Genomic DNA, 15,092 nt, shown 5'->3' on the forward strand with positions numbered 1-15,092 from the left:
CCACCGGCCTCCCTGCGCCGAACTCACCGGTTCCGCCCGAGACCGCGGCACTTGTGCTCCGGCCTCGGGCGGAACCGGTGAGTTCGCGGGTGGGGGCCGGGCGGGGCCTGTCATGATGGGGCGGGACGAGCGACGGGCAGGACGGGAGGCAGCACACGGTGACGCTGGTGGACAACGTGGTGTACGTGGAGGGCCGGCGCGCGTCGACCCCGGAGGACCTGGACGAGACCTACGCAGTGATGCGCGGGCACGGCGGGATGGCCTGGATCGGCCTCTACCGCCCCGAGCCGCCCGAGGTGCAGTCCGTGGCCGCGGAGTTCCGGCTGCACGACCTCGCGGTGGAGGACGCCCTGAAGGGCCACCAGCGCGCCAAGCTGGAGCGCTTCGGGGACACGCTCTTCGTGGTGCTGCGCCCGGCCCGCTACCTGGACGACGTCGAGAAGGTCGAGTTCGGGGAGCTGCACGTGTTCGTGGGCCGCGACTTCGTGGTGACGGTCCGCCACGCCGAGTCCCCCGACCTTGCTGCCGTCCGGCGCCGGCTGGAGGCCGCGCCGGAGCTGCTGGGAGCGGGCCCGCAGGCGGTGCTGTACGGGATCCTTGACGAGGTGGTCGACGGCTACGCCCCCGTGGTCGCCGGTCTCGAGAACGACATCGACGAGATCGAGGACCAGATCTTCGGCGCGGACCGGGACGTCTCCCGCCGCGTCTACGAGCTCTCCCGGGAGGTCATCGAGTTCCAGCGCGCCGTCCACCCGCTGGTGGCCATGCTGGAGGCCCTGCAGCTCGGGGCGGAGAAGTACGGGCTCGGCCTCGAGCTGCAGCAGCGGCTGCGGGACGTGCAGGACCACGCCATCCGGGTGGGCGAGCGCGCCGACGCGTTCCGCCTGCTCCTGCAGAACGCGCTCACGGTGCACGCGACCCTGGTGGGCCAGCGGCAGAACGACGAGATGCAGCGGCTCACCGAGTCCGCCCTGGCGCAGAGCGAGGAGGTCAAGCGGATCTCCTCCTGGGCCGCGATCCTCTTCGCCCCGACCCTGGTGGGCACGGTGTACGGGATGAACTTCGAGCACATGCCCGAGCTCGCGTGGCCGCTGGGCTACCCGCTCGCGCTGCTGGCCATGCTGGGCATGGGCGTGGCCCTCTACGGGGTGTTCAAGTGGAAGCGGTGGCTCTGAGCGGAGCCGGAGGACCGACCCGTCGGGCCGCTCAGATGCTGTTGCGCATCGCGCGGATCCCCACGGTCAGTCCCAGGGCCGCCAGCACGACCGCCGCGACGGCACCGGCCACCACCGCCGGATCGCCGAACTGGCCGTTGAACAGGGCCCGCTCCGCGTCGACCATGTAGGTGAGCGGGTTGAACCGCGAGAGCACCTGCATCCACCCCGGACCGGCCTCGAGCGGCAGGAGCATCCCGGACAGCAGCATGAGCGGGAACAGCAGCCCCTGCTGCACGGTCCAGAACATCCAGTCCCGGTTCCGGGAGACGATGGCCAGGGCGTAGCTCAGCGCCCCCAGCCCGACCCCGAAGACCGCGAGGATCGCCAGGCCCACCACCATGCCGGGCAGGGACGGGCGGAAGCCGAAGAACGCGGCCACCCCGGAGATCACCAGAGCCTGCAGGACCAGCGGCACCATCTCTTTGCACGCGCGTCCCACCATGAGCGCCGATCGGGTCACCGGGGCCACGAGCATCCGCTCGTGCGCCCCGGACTGGATCTCGAACAGCAGGTTCGAGCCGGTCATCGCGGTGCCGAACAGCGCGATCATCACCACGATGCCGGGCACGAACCACTGGAACGCCTGGTCGAGGGGCAGCCCGGTCATCCCGCCGAGGAGCGGGCCGAAGAAGGCGAGGAACATCAGGGGCTGCATGAGCGAGAACACGAGGCTGAAGGGGTCCCGGATCACGGGCCGCAGCTCGCGGACGAAGACGCTGACGGAGTCGTGGAGGATCCCCGCCGGGCGGGCCCGCTCGGTGCCGTCGCCCGTGGTGCCGTCGGGCGACTCGCCGGTGGTCGGGACGGTGGTCATCGGGGTGCTCCCACGCTCGTGGCCTCGGGGGACGGGCCGCTCTCGGGCGCGTCCGTCCGCTCCTCGCGCAGGCTCCGGCCGGTGAGCCGGAGGAAGACGTCGTCGAGGGTCGGACGGTCGAGCTCGGCGGTCCGCACCGGGTGGCCGTCCCGGTCGAGCTCGCGCAGCAGGGCGGGCAGGACGCGCTCGCCGTGGTCGACCGCGACGACGACGCGCGTGCCCGCACCGGCCGGGTCGGCCTCCGGCTCGGTCTCGCCGGCCCCCGCGGCGGCGGCCGCGCTCCGGACGGCGGCCACGGCGGCGGCCGGGGCGGCGTCCAGGGTGAGGGCGATCCGGTCGCCGGCCAAGTCCGTCTTGAGCCGTGACGCGGTGTCGTCGGCGATGATCCGTCCCCGGTCCACGACCATGACCCGCTCGGCGAACTGGTCCGCCTCGTCGAGGTAGTGGGTGGTGAGGAACAGGGTGGTGCCGTAGCGCCGGCGCAGCCCGAGGATGTGCTCCCACAGGTGCGCACGGGACTGCGGGTCCAGCCCGGTGGTGGGCTCGTCGAGGAAGAGCAGCCGGGGCCCAGGGATCAGGCCGAGGGCGATGTCCACGCGGCGGCGCTGACCGCCGGAGAGCTTCATCGTGGGCCGGCGGACGAGGTCGCCGAGACCGAGGGCCTCCACGAGCTCGTCCACGCGGCGCCGGGTCTCCGCGCGGCCCAGTCCGTACAGTGCGCCCTGGCTGAGCAGTTCGTCGCGGACGCGCTGGTACTGCCCGGCCCCGTTCTTCTGCCCGATGTATCCGATCCGGGCGCGCACCTCGGCCGGCTGCCGGGCCACGTCGAACCCGCACACGGTGGCGGTGCCGCCCGTGGGCCGCAGCAACGTGGTGAGCATGCGCAGCGACGTGGACTTGCCCGCGCCGTTGGGCCCGAGGAACGCGGTCAGCGTGCCCGGCGCCACGTCCATGGTCAGGTCGCTCACCGCCTCGACGGTCCGGCCGCCTGGTCCGCGGAAGCTCTTGCTCAGCCCGTGCGCGCTGATGATGGGTGGGGTGCTCATGGGTCAACGGTAGAGCGCATTCAGGTCGTCGGCAGTCCGCATCGGGGTGTGGATCGCGTGACTTGCCGGATCCAGGGTCGCGGACACCGCCGGGCCCACCCGGCCGCCCGCGGCGCGCCCGGCCCCCCGTGCGCCGGGCGCGGGGCGGAGGGAGCCGGACCTTAGAGTCGTGGGCGTGACCGTCCCCACCGCCCTCGACCCCGCGCGGGTCCGGCGCGCCCGCATCGCGGTGTCCGCGTTCTTCCTCACCAACGGCGCCCTCTACGCCAACCTGCTGCCGCGCCTGCCGGAGGTCAAGGACGCGTTCGGGCTCTCCAACACCCTCTACGGACTGGTGGTCGTGGCCTTCCCGCTCGGGGCGATCCTCGTGGGCGCCCTCCCCGCCCGGGCGATCCGCCGGTTCGGCTCCGGCCGGGTGGCGGCACTCGGGACCGTCCTGCTCTCCGTGTGCCTCGCGGGCGCCGGAGCAGGGGCGGGGCCGGGCGCCGGCACGGGCCTGGGCGTGGGGGTGTTCCTCGCCGCGATGTTCCTGGGCGGTGCGCTGGACGCCCACGTGGACACCGCCCAGAACGCCCAGGGGATGGAGGTCCAGCGCGCCCGCGGCCGCTCCGTGATCAACTCCCTGCACGCCCTGTGGAGCCTGGGCGCCGTGGTCGGCGGGCTCATGGGCACTGCGGCGCTCGCCCTCGGCGTGCCGCTCGGATGGCATCTGCCGGCGAGCGGACTCGTGTGGAGCGCGGTCGCCCTCGTGGCGCTTCGCTCCGCGCTGAGCCCGGCGGAGGGCCGGGGCCTGCGCACGGTCGGCCCGGACGACCCGCTGCCGGACGGCCCGCTGCCGGACGGCACGACGACGACGGTCCCCGCCGCCCCGGGCTCCCGGCCCGGCCCGCGGTCCGGGCGCGGCGGGACGGGTCAGCGGTCGGCGCGGCGCATCGTCGTCGTCAGCCTCCTGCCCGTGGCCATGATCGCGATGGCCGGTGTCATGGTCGAGGACGCCGGGCAGAACTGGTCGGCGGTGTACCTCGGCACCGCGCTCGGCGCTCCGCCGGCCGCCGCGGGGCTCGGGCTCGTGGCGCTCATGGCGGCGCAGTTCGTGGGCCGGATGCTCGGCGACCCCATGACCGACCGCTGGGGCCGTGCCGCGGTGGTCCGCGCCGGCGCCGCCCTGAGCGCGGCCGGGATGCTGCTCGTGGTCCTCGCCCCGGTGCCGGCCGTGGCCGTCGCGGGCTTCGCGCTGGCCGGCTTCGGCTGCGCCACGCTCGTGCCCGCGGCCTTCCACGCCGCCGACGACATCCCCGGGCTGCGGACCGGGACGGGCCTGGCCATGGTCAGCTGGCTGATGCGCATCAGCTTCCTGAGCCTGTCCCCGGTCATCGGGGTGCTCTCCGACGCCGTGGGGCTGCGGGCTGCGCTGGTCGTGGTCCCCGGCTTCGCGCTCGTCGCGGCCCTGATGGCCGGCGTCCTGCGCGAGCGCCGGACGCCCTGACCCGGAGACCCGGCGCCCCACTCCGCCGAGCACCCAGCCCTGGCTCGGATCCCCAGGGTCGTTCGTGGGGATCCGGCGCAGCACCGGGGGCTCGGCGCTCGGGGTGGGCGGTCCGGGGCTATCCTGGAGCCACCATGTTCCACCACTTCTTCCTCTGACGGGCCCCGGATCCCGCCGCGCAGCACATCCGCCGCGGCGGGTCGTCCTTCTGCCCACCCGTCCCCTCGCCAGGAGCCCCGGCCGTGCGCCGCGTGCCGCTCCGCACCCCGGAGGAAGCATGTCCACCGTTCCCGTCCACCGTCCCGCCGTGCCCGCGGGCGAGCACGCCCAGCTGACCGCCACCGGGATCCGACTGGTCCGCGGCTCCCGCACCGTCCTCGACGGGCTCGACCTCACGATCACCCCCACCACCCGCCTCGGAGTGGTCGGGGAGAACGGCCGCGGCAAGACCTCGCTGCTGGAGGTGCTCTCCGGCGGCCTCCTGCCGGACGCGGGCACCGTCCGCCGCACCGGCACGCTCGCCGTGGTCGACCAGGAGCTTCCCGTGCCTCCCGAGGGCACCGTGGGAGACCTCCTGGACCTCGAGCTCACCGCCGAGCACACCGCGGTGGCGCAGGTCGAGGCCGCGGCCCGCGCCCTCGCCGCGGGCGGGCCGGGCGCGGCGGAGGAGTACGCGCAGGCGCTGGCGGTCGCCCAGGCGCTCGACGCCTGGGACGCCGACCGGCGGGTGGACCTGGCCCTGCAGGCCCTGCACGCCGTGACCGACCGCTCTCGGGTGCTCGCGACGCTCTCGGTCGGCCAGCGCTACCGGGTGCGCCTGGCCTGCCTGCTGGGGACCGTCCACGACCTCCTCCTGCTGGACGAGCCCACCAACCACCTCGACGCCGCGGGGCTGGCCCACCTGGGCGCGGCGCTGCGCGAGTTCCGCGGCGGCGTGGTCCTGGTCAGCCACGACCGGCGGCTGCTGGGCCAGGTCGTCGACACCGTCCTGGACCTGGACCCCAGCCGGGACGGCCGCCCGCGGTGGTACGGCGGCGGGGTGGCGGGCTGGCGTGCCGGCCGGACCGCCGAGCGCTCCCGGTGGATCCACGACCACCGGGAGCAGCAGGCCGAGCACGTCCGGCTGGCCGGGGACCTCCGGCGCGCGCGCTCCCGCCTGGTCGACGGATGGCGGCCGGACAAGGGCACCGGCAAGCACACCCGCGCCACCCGCGCGCCGGGGCTCGTCCGGTCGGTGCACCGCCGGCAGGAGGACCTCGACCGGCACCGCGTGGACGTCCCCGAGCCCCCGCTGGTGCTCGCGGTGCCGGAGCTGCCGGTGCTGCCCGGCGTCGAACTGGTGCGCGCCGAGGGCGTCACGGTGCAGGACCGGCTGCTCCGGCCCGTCGACGTGGTGCTGGAGTCGGGGGACCGGCTGGTGGTCGGAGGGCCCAACGGGGCGGGCAAGTCCACCCTGCTGCAGGTGCTCGCCGGCGCGCTGGCCCCCGACACGGGGCGGCGCACCTCCGCGCCCGGGGTGCGGATCGGCCACCTGCTGCAGGAGGGACTCCGGCACGGTGCGCGCTCCGCCCAGGAGGTGTACGAGCAGGAGCTCGTCCGCCTGGTGCTCGCGGACCGGCTGGCCGAGCACGAGGTGGCGCCCCTGGAGGCACTGGGCCTGCTGACGGCGCGGGACCGCGCACGCCCCGTGGCGGAGCTGTCCGCCGGGCAGCGCCGGCGCCTCGAGCTCGCCGTCGTGCTGGCGTCCCGGCCGCACGTGCTGCTGCTGGACGAGCCGACCAACCACCTCTCGATCGCCCTCGTGGACGAGCTCACCGAGGCCCTCGCCGCGACGGCCGCGGCGGTGGTGCTGACCACCCACGACCGGCAGCTCCTGCGGGACACGAAGGGCTGGCCGCGGCTGAGGCCGTGACCGCCCGGAACCGGGCGGAGGACACGGCGGGACGCCGACCTTAGACTGCGGAGCAGGGGACGGGTGACCGCCGTCACCGCCGGCAGCTCCGCTGCCACGACATCCTGAGGAGCACACCATGAGGATCCGCGCCGCCGTCGTCGAGGAGATCGGTGCCCCGTTCGAGCTGGAGGACGTCGAGCTCGCCGGACCGGGCCGGGGGGAGGCCCTGGTCCGCATCGTCGCGACCGGGGTCTGCCACACCGACGCCATCACCAGGGAAGGGGACATGCCGCTGCCGCTGCCCGGGATCCTGGGCCACGAGGGCGCGGGGATCGTGGAGCAGGTCGGCGAGGGCGTCACCGCCGTCGCGCCCGGCGACCGGGTCGTCATCGGCTGGCCCTCGTGCGGGGCGTGCCGCAACTGCCTGGACGGGCAGCCCCGGTACTGTCTGCGGACCGGGGAGGCCCTCGTCTCGGGCCGCCGCTTCCGGGGCGAGGACGCCGGGACCTCGGCCTACACCCGGTCCGACGGCTCGACGGTCTCCGGTCACTTCTTCGGCCAGTCCTCGTTCGCGACCCGATCGATCGTCCTCGCCGACGCCCTCGTGAAGGCGCCCGACGACGTGCCGCTCGAGCTGCTCGGCCCCCTGGCCTGCGGGCTGGGCACGGGTGCCGGCGCGGTGCTCAACGAGGCCCGACCGGGGCCGGGCTCGTCCCTGGTCGTCTTCGGCGTCGGGGCCGTGGGGCTGGCGGCGATCATGGCCGCCCGCTGCACCGCCGCCACCACGGTCATCGCCGTGGACCTGCACGACTCCCGGCTCGAGCTGGCCACCCGCTACGGGGCCACCCACGTCATCAACTCCCGGGACACGGACGTGGTCGCGGAGGTCGCCCGGATCACGGGCGGAACCGCCGACTACGCCTTCGAGTGCACCGGGGTGATCCCCGTCGTGGAGCAGGCCGCGGACTGCGTGGGCATGCTGGGCACGCTCGTGCTCATCGGCGGCGCGCCCGCCCAGGCGCGGTTCAGCCTCGACCACCTGCGTGCGCTGTGGGGCAAGCGGATTCTCGGGGTGCTGGGCGGCGGCAGTCGCAGCGGCAGGTTCATCCCCGCCCTGATCGACCTGCACCGGCAGGGACGGTTCCCCTTCGACGAGCTGGTGCGCTTCTACGAGCTCGACGAGATCGAGCAGGCCCTGGCCGACAGCAAGTCCGGTGACGTGGTCAAGCCCGTCATCCGCATGCCCCGCTGACCCGGCGCCCCCGCCGCGAGGGGTCCGGCGAGAGCGGCGCCCCGGTTCAGTCGATCCGGAGCTCGTGGACGCCGCGCTCGAGACCGAGCTCCACCGCGGCGATGACGTCGTCCACGTTGTGCCCGGGCGGCAGGCGGGGCGGCAGGCCGGTCAGGGCCCGGTCCACGAGCCCGGTGTCCATGTGGGGCAGCCGCGCGTCCACCACCGCGATCCGGCGACGGCGCAGCTCCCGCCGCAGCGACCCCAGCCACGAGGCCATGGCCGCCTTGCTGGCGGCGTAGCCGGCCATCCCGGCCAGCGGCAGCTCCGCGACCACGCCGGTGAGGACCGCGATCGCCCCGCCGTCCGAGAGGTGGGGCAGGGCCGCCCGGATCACGGCCATGGGCCCGAGGGCGTTGACCTCGAACAGCTCCTCCACGACGGCCTCGTCCTCGTCGGCCGCCGGGCCGAACGCGGCGACCCCGGTGGCGATCACCACGGCGTCGATCCCGCCGAGCTCCTCGGCCGCCCGGTGCACCACCGCGGCGGCGTCGTCGTGGTCCACGAGGTCCAGGGCGTGGGCCGCGCGCAGGCCGAGCCGGCGCCGCAGCTCCTCGGCACCCGAGGCGGAGCGGCCGGTCACCACGATGTCGGTGGTGCGCTCGCTCAGTCGCTCGCACAGCCGCTGTCCGAGGACGCCGGTCGCGCCCACCACCAGGATCTTCGCGCCGTTCAGGTCCATGCCACCACTCCCGTCCCCGGTGCGGCCCCGGAACGGGGCCGTGCTCCGAGCGTACCCAGGCTCTCCGACAGCGCCCAGTGATGTGCAGTTCCACAACGATCGTCGAACGACCGTCCTCCGCCGTTGCCGGTTGCGAACCGCTCGGCGTAGATTGCAGTTCTCGGGGCCGTGCCGGGCGGACGCCCGCGGCGTTCGTGCTCCGCGATCGGGGGTCCATCCACATGTCACCGACCACGCCGCGATCGATCCGGACGCTGGCCGCGGCCGCCGCGGCCCTGCTGTTCCTGGCCTCCTGCGGCGCCCCGTCCGGCGAGGACCCCTCCGGGGAGGGCACGAGCCCCGCCGCGTCCCCGGCCACCACGGTGGCGGAGTCCCCGACGGGCTCGGAACCGGCCACGGAGTCCCCGTCGCCGACCTCCGCGAGCCCGACCGCCGGGCCCACCGAGAGCCCGACCGGCACACCCACGGCGAGTCCCACCGGCACACCCACGGCGAGCCCGACCGGGAGTCCGACCCCGGCTCCCGTGGAGCTCGTGACGTACACGGGCACGGCCGCCGACGCGGCCTTCGCCTTCGAGCTGCCCGCGACGTGGCGGGTGGACGGGGAGTTCTCGGACGTCGGCGGCACGGTGACGGTGCTCGGGCCGGGCGGCGCCCCCGTCGGCCACCTGTCGGTCCTCATCGCCTGGGGCGCCGAGTGCGGACCCGACTGCTCGATGCCGCCGGTGGCCCACCTCGGGGACGTCCCAGGAGGCGTGCCCCTGTCCAGCAGCGGGGAGTTCGTGGTGCGCTCCGTGGCCATGGACCTGACGTCCGCGCCCGAACTGCGCAACGCGTACGGCTGGCCGGACGCCGTGCGGCTCGTGACCTCGCTGACCGATGCGGACGAACCGCCGCCCACCGCGATGCTGCCGCACGTCATGTACGGCCTGGGCATGGTCGAGACGGGGGTGGTCGCGCCCAACGGCATCACCTACCGGACGGTGATCTTCAGCTCGGTCCACGACTTCCCCACGCTCGAGGCCGCCCGGGAGTACGCCCGGTCCGAGCAGCACCGGCAGGTCGAGGCGATGATCGCCTCCTTCCGCGCCTAGCGCTCCGCGGGCGCCCTCCAGGGCCGCGCCAGCGACGGCGGGGCGCCGCCGGGGCGCTGCACGAGCACCTGGTTGACGCCCTGCCGGCCCGACTCGAACGTCCAGGCGGCGGCGACCAGGTAGAGCCGCCACACGCGGGCCCGCCCCTCCCCGACCAGCCGGACCGCCTCGGACCAGTGCTCTTCGAGGCGCTGCGCCCAGGCCCGGAGGGTCAGCCGGTAGTGCGGGCGCAGGGCCTCCACGTCGAGGACCTCCAGGCCGCTCGCCTCCAGCGCACCGATCATCCGGGTGAGGCTGAGCACCTCGGTGTCGGGGAAGACGTAGCGGGCCATGAACGTGCCGGGATCGTGCGGGGCCTCCCCGGTCCGCCAGGGGGCCCCGGTGCGCCGGGCGATCGCGTGGTTGAGCAGGCGGGCGCCGGGGCGCAGCAGTCCGTGCAGGTGCGCGGCGTAGCCGTCGATCTGGTCGTCGCCGACGTGCTCGGACATGCCGATCGAGGAGATGGCGTCGAAGGGACCGTCGTCGACGTCGCGGTAGTCCTGGACCCGGATCTCGATCCGCTCGGCCAGCCCGGCGGCGGACACCCGCTCCCGCCCCAGGGCGGCCTGCTCGGGGGAGAGGGTGACCCCGACGACGTCGACCCCGTACTGCCGGGCGGCGTGCAGGGCGAAGCTGCCCCAGCCGCAGCCCACGTCCAGCACCCGCATGCCGGGCCGCAGCCCCAGCTTGCGGCAGACCAGGTCGTGCTTGGCCTCCTGCGCCGCCTCCAGTCCCCCGGACCGGTCGTCCCAGACGGCGCAGGAGTAGACCAGGGAGGGGCCGAGGAGCACGGTGTAGAAGTCGTTGCCGAGATCGTAGTGGTGCGAGACCGCCGCGGCGTCGCGGGTCTTGGAGTGCCGCCCGCCGTATCCGCCCAGGTCCACCTCCTCCGGGGGCGGGGCCGGTTCCGGTCCCAGGGCGCGCAGGCTCACGGCGGTCCGAAGCAGTCTCCACCGTTGGCGCACCGTCAGGGGAACGGGCTCGGTGAGTCTGCCGGTGGCGGTGAGGGCGGCGACGGTCGCGAAGACGTCGCCGGGGAGATCGAGCTCGCCCGCCACGTAGGCGCGGCCCAGACCGAGCTGGCCGGGCGACCACAGGAGCCGGCGCAGGGCCCGCCGGGACCGGATCTCGATCACCGGCGCACCGGGCGGACCGGCCTCCGAACCGTCCCATGCGCGCAACCGGACCGGGACCCGGTCCGTGCCCAGCACGATGCCCAGCACCTCGGCCAGCCGCGGGGCCGCCCCCGACGTCCTCACCATGTCGATCGCTCCTCCTCCGGCGCCAGGGGACGCCACGGTCCAGGGTGTCCCGCCTGAGGCACGAAGTCACCGGTACGCCCCGAGACCGCCGAAACATTGCGGGCAGCTCGGGGGATAGCGGTGGGTTCACGGGGGAGGGGCGCGGCGGCCGGTGGGGCGCGGAACGACCTACTCGGGATCTCCGAGGGGGGCGTACCCCATGCGCCGGCTGACCCGCAGACCGGCCTCCTTGAGGTCCTCGATGAGGTCGGCCATGTGCTGCTCCGTGAACCGGAAGGCCGGTCCCGAGACGCTGATCGAGGCGATGACCGTGCCGAGATGGTCCCGCACGGGCACAGCGACGGAGTTGAGCCCGATCTCGAACTCCTCGCACACGGTGGCGTAGCCCTGGGCGGCCACGTCGATCAGCTGCCGTTCCAGCTGCTTCTTCGACGTGAACGTGCGCGCGGTGAGCGCCGGCAGGCCCTGGGCGCGGAGGATCTGGGCTCTCTCCTCGGAGGGCAGCCCCGCCAGCAGCACCTTGCCGCTGGAGGTGGCGTGCAGGGGGGTCAGGCTTCCGATCCAGTCGTGGGTCGCGACCGAGGAGGGGCCCATCTCCTGGTCCACGTTGACGGCGTGGCCCTCCCGGAGGACCGCCAGGTTGACCGTCTCGGCGTGGGTCCGTGCCAGCTCGCGGATCTCGTCGCGTGCCTCGGCCACCACGCTCAGCCGGCCGGGGATCGCGTGCGCCAGCCGCAGGATGCCGAACCCGAGCTGGTACTTGCTCCCGTCGCTCGGATGGTGCACCAGGCCCCGGAGCTCCAGGGCGCCGAGCAACCGCGAAGCGGTCGACTTGTGCACTCCCAGCTCCGCGGCCACCTCGGTCACCGTCGAGCCACCGGTGCGGGCGAGGACCTCGAGCACCGTGATCGCCCGGTCGACGGACTGGACACCGCCCGGGGTCACTCCGTCCGAGCTGGTCTGCTCCGTTGCGGCGTCGGAAGTGGATGAAGGTCTGGTGGCTTGTGGGGACATGACCCCATGGTAGTCAATCGTCATTGTCGCGCTCCGTCCGCTCCGTCCGTGGGCAGCCGGTCCCGGCGGGCCTGGTGACCGGGAAGTGCGGGCTGGGCCGGGCGTGCACCCGGCCCAGCACGCTCGTCATGAGCGAGTGGTCGTCGCCCCCTTCTTCCGGGCCTGGCCGTTCTCCTGGGCATAGATGGGCTGACCAGCGGCCGTGGCGTCCACGGCCCGGAACTCGGCCGTGTTCGGGTCCGTGCTCTCCCGGGTGACCAGGGTGAACTTCTGGTGCCCGTACTCGTCGACGGCGCTGCGCACCGCGCGGTTCATCACGGAGTCGGACAGGCGCTTGCGCAGCCACATCGGATCCTGGCGGAGGTCGCGGGCCAGTGCGAAGCACAGCAGGAGCATCACCAGGATGAACGGCAGAGCCGAGACGATCGTCAGCCGTTGCAGGCCGCCCAGGGCGGCGGCGGGATCGTCGCCTCCGGCCAGGAGCATCACCGCGGCGACGCTGCCCATGAGCACACCCCAGAAGATGATGACGGGGCGGGAGGGCTCCAGGCTGCCGCGGGAGCTGAGCGAGCCGGCCACGATGGACGCCGAGTCGGCGCCCGTGACGAAGAAGATCCCCGTGAGCACCATGGCCAGCACAGCGAGGCCGACGGTGACGGCCTGCGGCAGGTCCAGACCGGTGAACATGTCGTAGATCGCGCTGTCGAAGGAGATGGTCGGGGACCCGTCCACGACCGTGGCGATGCCGTCACCCGGATCGGGCGTCGCATTGGCCGTGCGCTGGATGTCGATGGCCGTGCCGCCGAAGACGGCGAACCACAGCAGGGACACCAACGACGGCACCACGAGGACTCCCACCACGAACTGGCGGATGGTCCGGCCGCGGCTGATCCGGGCGACGAACATGCCCACGAAGGGAGTCCAGGAGACCCACCAGGCCCAGTAGAAGATGGTCCACCCCGAGAGCCACTCGCGCATCCCCTCGTCGCCCACGGCCTCCGTGCGGGCGGACATCTCCGGCAGCATCTGCGCGTAGGAGCCCACCGAGGAGGGAATGAGGTTGAGGATGAAGACGCTGGGGCCCACCACGAAGATGATGATCGCCAGCAGGAGGGCCAGCACCATGTTGGTGTTCGAGAGGAACTGGATGCCGCGGGCGATGCCGGAGACGGCCGAGGCCACGAAGCAGAACGTCAGCACAGCGATGACGGCCACCAGCATCGGGGTGGTCACCTCGGCGACGACGCCGTTGAACTGCAGGCCGCTGCCGATCTGCAGGGCGCCCAGGCCGAGCGACGCGGCGGTCCCGAACACGGTCGCGAAGATGGCGAGCATGTTGATGATCTTCCCGCCCACGCCGTCCACGGCCTTGCGCCCGAAGATCGAGACGAACGCCTCGGAGAGCAGGTTCTTGCGGCCCAGGCGGAAGGTGCCGTAGGCGATGGCGATGCCGACCACCGCGTACATCGCCCACGGGTGCAGCGTCCAGTGGAACAGGGACGTGGCCATCGCCGCCTCGATGGCCTCGGCCGTCTGGGCGTCGGCCGTGGCCGGCGGCGGGGAGATGTAGTGGTAGAGCGGCTCGGCGACGCCGTAGAACATCAGGCCGATGCCCATGCCGCAGGCGAACATCATCGAGATCCACGACACCGTCCGGAACTCCGGGCGCTCACCGTCCTGGCCCAGCGGGATGTTGCCGAACCGGCCGATGGCCAGCCAGAGGACGAAGACCACGAACAGGGAGGCCAGGAGCACGAAGAGCCACCCGGTGCTCTCCAGCACCCAGCCCAGCGCCGCCGTCGAGGCGGTGGACAGGCTCTCGGTGTTGAGGAACCCCCAGAGCACGAAGGCGACCACGAGCGCTCCGGTGACCACGAAGATGGTCCGGTCGAGGCCTTCCAGGCCGGCGCGGAAGGACTTGCGCCGCTCGACGACGCCGACCTTCAGCTCGTCGAGGATCGCGGCCTCCTCGGCCTCCGCCTCGTGCAGCAGGGTCGTGTCGTCCACGGGTGGCGTCGCGGACTGTGCCGTCGACCCCTCGTCGGGCGTCGGGTCGACGCGAGGGTCGTCGTTGCTCATCGGATCTTCTCCTGGCTCTTGGTACCGGGTTGCGCGCCCACGACGTCGCCGACCTTGTCGGTGATCCAGTCGTGGAAGGCGCCGATGTGGTGTTCGGAGGGGACGAGGACTCCGCCGGTGGCGTAGATCTTGGAGCTCATGGCGGGCTGGCAGCGTTCGCAGGCGTCGAAGTCCTGCTGGTTGACGCGGTGGAAGAGCTCGACCGAGGCGGAGACGTCCTTGCCGGACTCGACCACGGAGGGCAGGTAGAGCCAGTCGCACTCCACGATGGTGTGGTCCGGGGCCATGGGGAACATCCGGTGGATGATCACGTGGTCGGGCACGAGGTTGACGAACACGGTGGGCCTGACGGTGATCGCGTAGTAGCGGCGGTCGTGGTCGTCGTCCACGCCGGGCAGCTTGTCCAGGCCTTCGGAGCCGTCGACGGTGAAGCCCAGGACGTCGTCGCCGAACTCCGCGCCGTGGCCGACGAAGTACTGGGCGGCCAGTCCGTCGGCGAACTCGGGCAGGACCTCGGTGAGCTCGGGGTGGATGGTGGCGCAGTGGTAGCACTCCATGAAGTTCTCGATGATGAGCTTCCAGTTGGCCTTCACGTCGTAGGTGATGCGCCGGCCCAGGGCGAGGTTGGCGATGTCGTAGCCCTCGATGGCCTGGGTGTCGCCGAGGCGGTCCTGGATGTCGCCCATGACGTCTTCTTCGAAGGAGGGGGGGTTCTCGGCCAGGCAGACCCAGACGTAGCCGAGGTACTCCCGGACCGGGACGGTGACCAGCCCGTATTCCTGGCGGTCGATGTCGGGCATCTTGGTGAGGTTGGGGGCGGCGATGAGCTTGCCGTCGAAGTCGTAGGTCCAGGCGTGGTAGGGGCACTGGAAGGAGCGTCCGGCCTCGCCGCTGTCCTCCATGCACAGCTTCACGCCGCGGTGGCGGCAGATGTTGTAGAAGGCGCGGATGCCGTGCTTGCGGTTGCGGGTGATGATGATGGACTCCCGGCCGATCTGCACGGTGCGGAAGGCTCCGGGCTTGTCGAGGTCACCGGCGCGCACGGCGCAGAACCACATCTGCTCGAAGATGCGTTCCTGCTCGGCGCGGAACACGGCCTCGTCCACGTAGGTGGATCCGGGCAGGGTGGAGATCAGACTCTCCGAGACAACATTGGTCGACAACTCGAACTCCT

General features: G+C 73.2%; 12 protein-coding genes. 5 read left to right on the forward strand and 7 right to left on the reverse strand.

Annotation, left to right across the window (positions count from 1 at the left end; translation table 11 throughout):
* Window positions 1–158 precede the first annotated feature (158 nt).
* Window positions 159–1,175, forward strand: a complete 1,017-nt coding sequence (locus ACH9D2_RS05540; RefSeq protein ID WP_396361764.1) for a magnesium and cobalt transport protein CorA — start codon at window positions 159–161, stop codon at window positions 1,173–1,175.
* A gap of 31 nt (window positions 1,176–1,206) precedes the next feature.
* Here the strand turns inward: ACH9D2_RS05540 and ACH9D2_RS05545 are convergent, their stop codons facing one another.
* Together ACH9D2_RS05545 and ACH9D2_RS05550 are read right to left on the reverse strand one after the other, a co-directional pair.
* The gene (locus tag ACH9D2_RS05545; protein WP_396361766.1) at window positions 1,207–2,031 is read right to left on the reverse strand and encodes an ABC transporter permease; all 825 of its coding nucleotides are present in this window, start codon (window positions 2,029–2,031) and stop codon (window positions 1,207–1,209) included.
* Window positions 2,028–3,077 (reverse strand): ABC transporter ATP-binding protein, encoded by a 1,050-nt coding sequence (locus ACH9D2_RS05550; RefSeq protein WP_396361767.1) that lies wholly within the window; start codon window positions 3,075–3,077, stop codon window positions 2,028–2,030. Before ACH9D2_RS05550 ends, ACH9D2_RS05545 begins: the two co-directional genes overlap by 4 nt.
* Before the next feature lie 175 nt (window positions 3,078–3,252).
* On the opposite strand from ACH9D2_RS05550, the gene ACH9D2_RS05555 reads away from it, so the two are divergent.
* From ACH9D2_RS05555 to ACH9D2_RS05565, 3 genes are all read left to right on the forward strand, one after another.
* On the forward strand, window positions 3,253–4,563 hold the full coding sequence (locus tag ACH9D2_RS05555) for an MFS transporter (protein ID WP_396361769.1): 1,311 nt from the start codon (window positions 3,253–3,255) through the stop codon (window positions 4,561–4,563).
* A gap of 277 nt (window positions 4,564–4,840) precedes the next feature.
* Window positions 4,841–6,475 carry an ATP-binding cassette domain-containing protein gene (locus tag ACH9D2_RS05560; RefSeq protein ID WP_396361770.1) on the forward strand — a complete coding sequence of 545 codons (1,635 nt, stop codon included), beginning with the start codon at window positions 4,841–4,843 and terminating at the stop codon, window positions 6,473–6,475.
* Window positions 6,476–6,593: 118 nt separating this feature from the next.
* Entirely contained in the window at window positions 6,594–7,709 is a 1,116-nt protein-coding gene (locus ACH9D2_RS05565; RefSeq protein WP_396361772.1) for an NAD(P)-dependent alcohol dehydrogenase, read from the forward strand.
* Window positions 7,710–7,755: 46 nt separating this feature from the next.
* Here the strand turns inward: ACH9D2_RS05565 and ACH9D2_RS05570 are convergent, their stop codons facing one another.
* Complete coding sequence (locus ACH9D2_RS05570) at window positions 7,756–8,430, reverse strand: SDR family NAD(P)-dependent oxidoreductase (RefSeq protein ID WP_396361773.1); 675 nt, start codon at window positions 8,428–8,430, stop codon at window positions 7,756–7,758.
* A gap of 221 nt (window positions 8,431–8,651) precedes the next feature.
* Here ACH9D2_RS05570 and ACH9D2_RS05575 point away from each other — a divergent pair, with 221 nt between their 5' ends.
* Window positions 8,652–9,524: a hypothetical protein gene (locus ACH9D2_RS05575; RefSeq protein ID WP_396361774.1), complete on the forward strand. Its 873-nt coding sequence runs from the start codon at window positions 8,652–8,654 to the stop codon at window positions 9,522–9,524.
* On the opposite strand, the gene ACH9D2_RS05580 is transcribed toward ACH9D2_RS05575, so the two are convergent.
* The 4 genes from ACH9D2_RS05580 to ACH9D2_RS05595 all read right to left on the reverse strand — a co-directional run bounded on the left by ACH9D2_RS05580 (window position 9,521) and on the right by ACH9D2_RS05595 (window position 15,081).
* Complete coding sequence (locus tag ACH9D2_RS05580; RefSeq protein WP_396361775.1) at window positions 9,521–10,825, reverse strand: class I SAM-dependent methyltransferase; 1,305 nt, start codon at window positions 10,823–10,825, stop codon at window positions 9,521–9,523. The two genes, ACH9D2_RS05575 and ACH9D2_RS05580, sit on opposite strands and share 4 nt — an antisense overlap.
* 168 nt (window positions 10,826–10,993) lie before the next feature.
* Entirely contained in the window at window positions 10,994–11,839 is an 846-nt protein-coding gene (locus ACH9D2_RS05585) for an IclR family transcriptional regulator (protein ID WP_396361776.1), read from the reverse strand.
* Window positions 11,840–11,965: 126 nt separating this feature from the next.
* Window positions 11,966–13,918, reverse strand: a complete 1,953-nt coding sequence (locus ACH9D2_RS05590; RefSeq protein WP_396361778.1) for a BCCT family transporter — start codon at window positions 13,916–13,918, stop codon at window positions 11,966–11,968.
* On the reverse strand, window positions 13,915–15,081 hold the full coding sequence (locus ACH9D2_RS05595) for an SRPBCC family protein (RefSeq protein WP_396361779.1): 1,167 nt from the start codon (window positions 15,079–15,081) through the stop codon (window positions 13,915–13,917). Before ACH9D2_RS05595 ends, ACH9D2_RS05590 begins: the two co-directional genes overlap by 4 nt.
* Window positions 15,082–15,092: the final 11 nt, after the last annotated feature.

It is taken from the genome of Kocuria rhizosphaericola, assembly GCF_044462205.1.
Taxonomy (GTDB): domain Bacteria; phylum Actinomycetota; class Actinomycetes; order Actinomycetales; family Micrococcaceae; genus Kocuria; species Kocuria rhizosphaericola.

Bases quoted from the DNA above. Each gene is read 5' to 3' on its own strand.
- ACH9D2_RS05545 (WP_396361766.1), bottom strand. From the start codon at position 2,031: ATGACCACCGTCCCGACCACCGGCGAGTCGCCCGACGGCACCACGGGC.
- ACH9D2_RS05550 (WP_396361767.1), bottom strand. From the start codon at position 3,077: ATGAGCACCCCACCCATCATCAGCGCGCACGGGCTGAGCAAGAGCTTC.
- ACH9D2_RS05560 (WP_396361770.1), top strand. From the start codon at position 4,841: ATGTCCACCGTTCCCGTCCACCGTCCCGCCGTGCCCGCGGGCGAGCAC.
- ACH9D2_RS05565 (WP_396361772.1), top strand. From the start codon at position 6,594: ATGAGGATCCGCGCCGCCGTCGTCGAGGAGATCGGTGCCCCGTTCGAG.
- ACH9D2_RS05570 (WP_396361773.1), bottom strand. From the start codon at position 8,430: ATGGACCTGAACGGCGCGAAGATCCTGGTGGTGGGCGCGACCGGCGTC.
- ACH9D2_RS05575 (WP_396361774.1), top strand. From the start codon at position 8,652: ATGTCACCGACCACGCCGCGATCGATCCGGACGCTGGCCGCGGCCGCC.
- ACH9D2_RS05580 (WP_396361775.1), bottom strand. From the start codon at position 10,825: ATGGTGAGGACGTCGGGGGCGGCCCCGCGGCTGGCCGAGGTGCTGGGC.
- ACH9D2_RS05585 (WP_396361776.1), bottom strand. From the start codon at position 11,839: ATGTCCCCACAAGCCACCAGACCTTCATCCACTTCCGACGCCGCAACG.
- ACH9D2_RS05590 (WP_396361778.1), bottom strand. From the start codon at position 13,918: ATGAGCAACGACGACCCTCGCGTCGACCCGACGCCCGACGAGGGGTCG.